General features: G+C 75.1%; 2 protein-coding genes. Both read left to right on the top strand.

Annotation, left to right across the window (positions count from 1 at the left end):
- On the top strand, window positions 1–2,332 hold a 2,332-nt coding region (locus J0670_RS23145; protein WP_207813569.1), incomplete at its 5' end, for an SDR family NAD(P)-dependent oxidoreductase.
- Between the two features lie 41 nt (window positions 2,333–2,373).
- A partial coding sequence (locus J0670_RS39990) for a type I polyketide synthase (RefSeq protein WP_207813568.1) occupies window positions 2,374–7,932 on the top strand: 5,559 nt, incomplete at its 3' end.

Below are 7,932 nucleotides of genomic sequence, written 5' to 3'. Positions count from 1 at the left end.
CACCTCGCTGGCCGGGGCCTTCGTCAACGGCGCGCCCGTGGACTGGACGGCCGTCCTGCCCGCCGGCGAGCGGGTGGACCTGCCGACGTACGCCTTCCGGCACGACCGCTTCTGGCCGAAGGTCCCGTCGGCGCTGACGGCCGGCTCCTCGGCCTCCGGCGGGGACGGCTCGGGCACGGCGGCCGAGGCGGCGTTCTGGGCGGCCGTCGAGGGCGGCGACCTGGAGCAGCTGGCGGACACGCTGGCGATCGAGGACCAGCAGCAGCAACTCGGCGAGCTGCTGCCCGCGCTGACCTCGTGGCGGCGCCGTGACCTGGAGCGGTCGACCACCGCGAGCTGGCGCTACCGGATGGGCTGGTCGCCGGTCGCCGAGCCCGACCCGGGCGTGCTGTCCGGCACCTGGCTCGTCGCGGTCCCCGCGGAGTCGGCGGCCGACGACCTGGTGCAGGGCTGCGCGCTCGCGCTGGGCATCCGCGGTGCCGACGTCGCGGTGGTGGAGGTCCCGGCCGGGACGACGGACCGCGACGACCTGGCCGCACTGCTCACCCGGACGCTCCGGGACGCGGGTGCGGAGCCGGCCGGCGTCGCCGGTGTGCTGTCGCTGCTGGCGCTGGACGAGACGGCGCTGCCGGAGCACCCGGTGGTGGCCGGCGGCCTGGCCGCCACCCTGGCCCTGATCCAGTCGCTCGGTGACGTCGGGATCGAGGCGCCGCTGTGGCCGGCCACCCGCGGCGCGGTCTCGGCCGCGCCCGGCGAGGTGCCGACCAGTCCGGCGCAGGCGCAGGTCTGGGGTCTGGGCCGGGTCGTCGGCCTGGAGCACCCGGACCGTTGGGGCGGGTTGGTCGACCTGCCCGAGGTGCTGGACGACCGGGCCGGTGCCCGGCTGGTCGCGGTGCTCGCCGGCTGCGGTGAGGACCAGGTCGCCATCCGGCCGGCCGGGATCCTGGGCCGCCGGATGAGCCGGGCCGCCGAGGCGCGCGGCGAGGGGCGCTGGACGCCGCGCGGCAGCGTGCTGATCACCGGTGGCACCGGCGCGATCGCCGGGCACGTGGCCCGCTGGCTGGCCGACGGGGACGCCCGGCGCGTGGTGCTGACGGGCCGTTCCGGTCCGGCCGCCGCCGGCGTCGCCGCGACGGTCGCCGACCTGGCCGCCCGGGGTACCCGGGTGGACGTCGTCTCCTGCGACGTGAGCGACCGCTCGGCGCTGGCCGGGCTGGTGGCCTGGACCGGGGAGAGCGGCCCCGCGCTGTCCTCGGTGATGCACACCGCCGCCGTCCTGGACGACGGCGTGGTCGACCGCCTCAGCCCGGCGCGGCTGGAGACGGTGCTGGCGGCCAAGGCCGCGAGCGCCGCCCACCTCGACGAGCTGACGGCCGATCTGGACCTGGACGCCTTCGTGCTGTTCTCCTCCGCGGCGTCGACCCTCGGCTCCGCCGGGCAGGGCAACTACGCGGCCGCGAACTCCTACCTCGACGCCCTGGCCGAGAACCGGCGGGCCTGCGGCCTCGCCGGTCTGTCGGTGGCCTGGGGCCAGTGGGGCGGCGGCGGCCTGGCGGAGTCCAAGGAGGCGATCCGGGAGCGGATGAAGAAGCTCCCGATGTCGGCGATGGACCCGCAGCTGGCGGTCCGGGCGCTGGGCGAGTCGCTGCAGGGCCCCGACGCCGTGGTGACGGTGATGGACGTCGACTGGGCCGTGCTGGCGCAGACCGCGGTGGACCTGCCCAAGGCGCCGCTGGTCCGGGACCTGCCGGAGGTCCGCCGGCTCGCCACGGCCGGCGCCCGCGCCGCCGAGGCCGCGGCCCCCGCCGAGGGCGACCTGGGCCGCCGGCTGGCGGGCATGGCCCGCGCCGAGCAGGAGCGGCTGCTCACCGACCTGGTGCGGGCCGAGGCGGCCGTCGTCCTGGGCCACGCGTCGGCCGAGGGCGTGCAGGCCCAGCAGGCCTTCAAGGAGCTGGGCTTCGACTCGCTGACGGCGGTGGAGATCCGCAACCGGTTGAACACTGCGACCGGACTGCGGGTGCCCGCTACGTTGATTTTCGACTACCCCACTCCGGTGGCGGTAGCCGCCTGGCTGCGCACCGAACTCGCCCCGGACGAGACGGCTTCGGTGCCCGTGCTCGACGACCTCGACCGGCTCGAATCCAGCCTGTCGGGTGCGGCGCCCGACCAGGACACGAGCGAGCGGATCACGAGGCGGCTGCAGAGCATTCTGTCGAAGTGGATCGAAAAGCAGGGCGAAGCGGAGTCCGGCACCGGCGAGGTCGAACTCGAGTCGGCAACACCCGACCAGGTGTTTGAGTTTCTCGACAAGGAACTTGGTCTGTCCAACTAGTTACTTCGCGCTAATTGACGGCATTTTGGTAAGGGGTCACTGTGGATAACCAAGAGAAACTTTTCGACTACCTCAAGAAGACCGCGGCCGAGCTCCAGGAGACGCGCAAGCGCCTGCACAAGCTCGAGGCCGGCGAGTACGAGCCGCTGGCGATCGTGGGCATGGCGTGCCGCTACCCGGGCAACGTGGAGAGCCCGGAGGAGCTGTGGGAGCTGCTGGCGGCCGGCGGTGACGCGGTCGGCGAGTTCCCCACCGACCGCGGCTGGGACCTGGAGAGCATCTACGACCCGGACCCGGACAAGTCCGGCCGCTCGTACACCAATTCCGGGGCGTTCGTGAAGGACGCGAGCGGATTCGACGCCGCGTTCTTCGGAATCAGCCCGCGCGAAGCCGTCGCCATGGACCCGCAGCAGCGGCTCCTCCTCGAAGTCGCCTGGGAGGCCCTGGAGCGGGCGGGAATCGACGCGGGGACCCTGAAGGGCAGCAAGACCGGTGTCTTCGTCGGTGGTTTCACCTCGAACTACCTGGTGAACCTGGAGCTGGCGGAAGGGGGCACGGCCGGGCTGGAAGGCCACATGATGACCGGCAACCTGACCGCCGTGCTCTCGGGCCGGGTGTCGTACGTCATGGGCCTGGAGGGCCCCGCCGTCACCGTCGACACCGCGTGCTCGTCCTCCCTGGTGGCGCTGCACCTCGCCTGCCAGGCGATCCGCGCCGGGGAGTGCTCGATGGCACTCGCCGGCGGTGTGACCGTCCTCGCCCAGCCGGGCATGTTCGTCGAGTTCTCCCGGCAGCAGGGCCTGTCGGTGGACGGCCGCTGCCGGGCCTTCTCCGACGACGCCAACGGGACCGGCTGGGCCGAGGGCACCGGCGTGCTCGTCGTCGAGAAGCTCTCCGACGCGCGCCGCAACGGCCACAAGGTGCTGGCGGTGATCCGCGGTTCGGCGATCAACCAGGACGGTGCGTCCAACGGTCTGACGGCGCCCAACGGCCCCTCGCAGCAGCGGGTGATCCGCGCCGCGCTGGAGAACTCCCGGCTGTCGGCCGCCGACATCGACGCGGTGGAGGCGCACGGCACCGGCACCAAGCTGGGCGACCCGATCGAGGCCCAGGCCCTGCTCGCGACCTACGGCCAGGAGCGCGCCGGGGACCAGCCGCTGTGGCTGGGCTCGGTGAAGTCCAACCTCGGGCACACCCAGGCGGCCTCCGGCGTGGCCGGTGTGATCAAGATGGTGATGGCGCTGCGCAACGGGCAGCTGCCGAAGACCCTGCACGTGAACGAGCCCACGCCGCACGTCGACTGGGACTCCGGTGAGGTGGAGCTGCTGACCGAGCCGGTCGCCTGGCCGGCCGGGGAGCGGGTGCGCCGCGCGGGCGTGTCGTCGTTCGGCGGCAGTGGCACGAACGCCCACCTCATCCTGGAGGAGGCGCCCGCCGAGGAGGCCGCAGCCGAGCCGGCCGAGGAGACCGCTCCTCCGGTCGTGTCCGGGGTCGGCGCGTGGCTGGTGTCGGGGCGGTCGGCGGACGGGCTGTCGGCCCAGGCCGGCCAGTTGCGCGACTGGGTCGCGGCCCGACCGGAGGCCGAGCCGCAGGACGTGGCGTGGTCGCTGGCGGCTCACCGCGCCACCTTCGAGCACCGGGCCGTCGTGGTCGGCGGCGACCGTGCCGAGCTGGTGGCCGGTCTGGAGAGCCTGGCCGACGGTCTGCCCAGCGGCTCCCTCGTCTCGGGCGTGGCCCGGGCCGATGCGCGCCCGGTGTTCGTCTTCCCGGGTCAGGGGTCGCAGTGGGTCGGCATGGGCCGGGAACTCGCCGCGGTGAGCCCGGTGTTCGCCGCCCGGCTGGCGGAGTGTTCGCAGGCTCTGGCGCCGTACGTGGACTGGTCGCTGGACGAGGTGCTGGCCGGTGCCGAGGGCGCGCCGGAGCTGAAGGCGGCGGATGTCGTCCAGCCGGCGCTGTGGGCCGTGATGGTGTCGCTGGCTGCCGTCTGGGAGGCCGCGGGTGTGGCTCCCGAAGCGGTGGCCGGTCACTCGCAGGGTGAGATCGCGGCGGCGACGGTGGCCGGGATGCTGTCCCTGGAGGACGGTGCCCGGGTGGTGGCGCTGCGGTCGCAGTCGTTGAAGGCGCTGGCGGGTCTGGGCGGGATGCTCTCGGTGAGCTGCCCCGCCGCCGTCGCGGAGGAGCGGATCGCGCGCTTCGGTGAGCGCCTGTCGCTGGCGGCGGTCAACGGCCCGGCCACGGTGGTGGTTTCGGGTGACCCGGAGGGTCTGGAGGAGCTGAAGGCGGAGTTCGAGGCCGAGGGTGTCCGCGCCCGGATGGTCGCGGTGGACTACGCCTCGCACTCCGCCCAGGTCGAGCGCCTGGAGGAGGAGATCCTCTCCGTCCTGGCGAGCGTGGCACCGCGCCAGGGCCGTATCCCGATGGTCTCCGCCATGACCGGCGAGACGCTGACCGGCGAGGAGCTGGACGCCGCGTACTGGTACGCCAGCCTGCGCGCCACCGTCCACTTCGACCGGGCCGTGCGCACCCTCGCGGGCCAGGGCCACCGGGTGTTCGTCGAGGTCTCCCCGCACCCCGTCCTGCTGGGCGCGATGACCGAGTCGCTGGAAGAGGCCACCCAGGCAGCCGGCCCCGGGGCCGTACCCGCCGCCGTCTGCGGCACCCTGCGCCGCGACGACGGCGGCGCGACCCGCCTGGTCACCTCCCTCGCCGAGGCCTTCGTCAACGGTGCCCCCGTCGACTGGAGGACCGTCCTGCCCGCCGCCGGGCAGGTGGACCTGCCGACCTACGCCTTCCGGCACGAGCGGTTCTGGCCGAAGGGGACGCTGGGCGAGCTGCGCTCGTCGCGCTCGGGCAGCGGCGACCCGATGTCGCTGGGCCTGGGCGCGGTGGGCCACCCGCTGCTCGGCGCCGCGGTCGAACTGGCCGGCGGCGCCGGCCTGGTGTGCATGGGCCGGCTGTCGCTGCGCACCCACCCGTGGCTCGCCGACCACGCCGTCGGCGGGGTCGTACTGCTGCCCGGAACCGGGTTCGTCGAGCTGGCGGTGCGGGCCGGCGACCAGGTGGGCTGCGGCCTGCTGGAGGAACTGACCCTGCACGCGCCGCTGGTGCTGCCCGCCGACCGCAGCGGGGTCCAGCTCCAGGTCGTCGTGGCCGCGCCCGACGCGGAGGGCCGCCGCAGGGTCGAGGTGTTCTCCCGCCCCGAGGACGCGGTCGCACAGCAGGCGTGGGTCCTGCACGCGGGCGGCGTGGTCGCCCCCGCCCTGACGGCCGGGAAGGCCGACGAGGACTTCGTGGCGTGGCCGCCGCAGGGCGCCTCGCCGGTGGACGTCACGGACCTGTACCCGGTGCACCTCGCGGAGGTCTACGGCCCGGCGTTCCACGGTCTGCGGGCCGCCTGGCGCCGCGGTGAGGACGTGTTCGCCGAGGTGGCGCTGCCGGAGGAGGTGGCGCAGGAGGCGGGCGCGTTCGGTCTGCACCCGGCGCTGCTCGACGCGGCCCTGCACGCCTCGGTCCTGGCCGAGCCGGTCGTCGAGGCCGAGCCGGGCCAGGTGCCGATGCCGTTCGCGTGGACCGGCGTCGAACTGCACGCGGGCGGCGCCTCGGTCCTGCGCGTACGGCTGCGCCAGGACGCCCAGGGCGGTCTGTCGCTGACCGCCGCGGACACCACCGGTGCTCCGGTGGTGACGGTGGGCTCGCTGGTGAAGCGACTGGTCTCGATGGATCAACTGCGATCCTCCCAGAGCGAGTTGACCGACTCGCTGTTCGTCCAGGACTGGACCCGGGTGGCCCCGGCCGACATTCCGGCCGGCGCGTGGGCGCTGCTCGGCGCCGACCGCTTCGGCCTGGTCGACGGGCTGGGCGCGGCGGGCGTGGAGGTGCGCTCCTTCGCCGGCATCGCCGAGCTGGCCGCCGCCGTCGAGGCGGGCGAGGACGGCCCGGGCACGGTGCTGGTGTGCGCCGACGCCCTGCTCGGCGCGGACGACGACGCGGGCACCGACGACGCGGGCACCGACGACGCGAGCACCGACGGTGACGCGGGCACCGACCTCCCGGGCACCGTCCGGCGGGCCGGGACCGAGGCGCTGCGGCTGGTGCGGGAGTGGCTGGACGAGCCGCGCCTGGACACCGCGCGGCTGGTGGTCGTCACCCGCGGCGCCGTGGAGGCGGTCGGCGAGGCGGCGACGGACCTGGCCGCGGCCTCCGTCCGGGGCCTGCTGCGGTCGGCGCAGGCGGAGAACCCGGACCGGCTGGTCCTGGTCGACCTGTCCGCCGTCGACGCCAGGGACCAGATGGCCCTGCTGCCCACCGTGGTCGCCGGTGACGAGCCCGAGCTGGCGCTGCGCGGACAGGACGCCTACGGCCGCCGGCTGACCCGCCCGTCCGGCGAACTGGTGCCGGTCGCCTGGCCGAGCGAGCCGACCGCCGATCCGGCGGCCCGTTCGCTGCTGGTGACGGGCGGCACGGGAACCCTGGGCGCACTGGTGGCCCGCCACCTGGCCGCGACCGGACGGGCCGGCGGCGTGGTGCTGACCAGCCGCTCGGGCCCGGGAGCCGAAGGGGTGGCCGCCATCGCGGCCGAGCTGGCGGAACTGGGCGTCTGGGTCCGGATCGTCGCCTGTGACGCGGCCGACCGGGACGCGCTGGCCGCGGTGCTGGAGGCCGTCCCGGCCGACTGCCCGCTGGGCTCCGTCGTCCACTCCGCGGGCGTCGTCGACGACGGCGTGATCGCGTCGCTGACGCCGGAGCGGCTGGCCGCGGTCATGCGGCCGAAGGTCGACGCGGCCTGGCACCTGCACGAACTCACCCGGGACCTGGACCTGGAGCACTTCGTCCTGTTCTCGTCCGCGGCGTCGACCTTCGGCGCGGCCGGCCAGGGCAGCTACGTCTGCGCCAACTCCTTCCTGGACGCGCTGGCGGGCTACCGCCGGGCCGAGGGCCTCGCGGGCATGTCGCTGCAGCTCGGTCCGTGGATGCACGAATCCGGCATCGGCCGGAACCTCGACCGGACCTCGCTGTCGCGCATCGACCGGGGCTTCGTTCCGCTCGGAGCCGAGGACGGCCTGGTCGTCCTGGACGTGGCGCTGGGCCGGGACGAGGCGGTGCTGATGCCCGCCCGCCTCGACGTGGCGTCGCTGCGGGCGCAGGCCTCGGGCAGCACGGACGTCCCGCCGCTGTGGCGGACCCTGGCCGGCGTGTCCTTCCGGCGTGCCGCAGCCTCGGCCGCGGCCTCCGGAGCGGGCGCCGACGCGGCCGACGCGCTGCGCCGGCGGCTCGCGGCGGTCTCGGGCACGGAGCGCGACCGGGTGCTACTGGACTTCGTCCTCGCCCACGTCGCCGCCACCCTGGGGCACGCCTCGGCCGACGCGATCGACGCCGGCCGGCCGTTCACCGCCGTCGGCTTCGACTCGCTGACCGCCGTCGAACTGCGGAACCGCCTGAACGCCGAGACCGGCCTGCGGCTGCCCGCGACGCTGGTCTTCGACTACCCCACGCCGGCCGCCCTCGCCACGCTGCTGCGCGGGGAGCTGGCGGGCGACCTGCCCGCCGTCGCCGCGTCCGCGGCGCCCGTGCCGGCCTGGGTGTACGCCGAGCCTTCCGGG

This window comes from Streptomyces sp. FH025 (assembly GCF_017427025.1).
In the GTDB taxonomy this organism is placed as follows: domain Bacteria; phylum Actinomycetota; class Actinomycetes; order Streptomycetales; family Streptomycetaceae; genus Kitasatospora.
The sequence above is the reverse complement of the archived record's forward strand: the minus strand, read 5'-3'. Positions and strand labels throughout refer to the sequence as shown.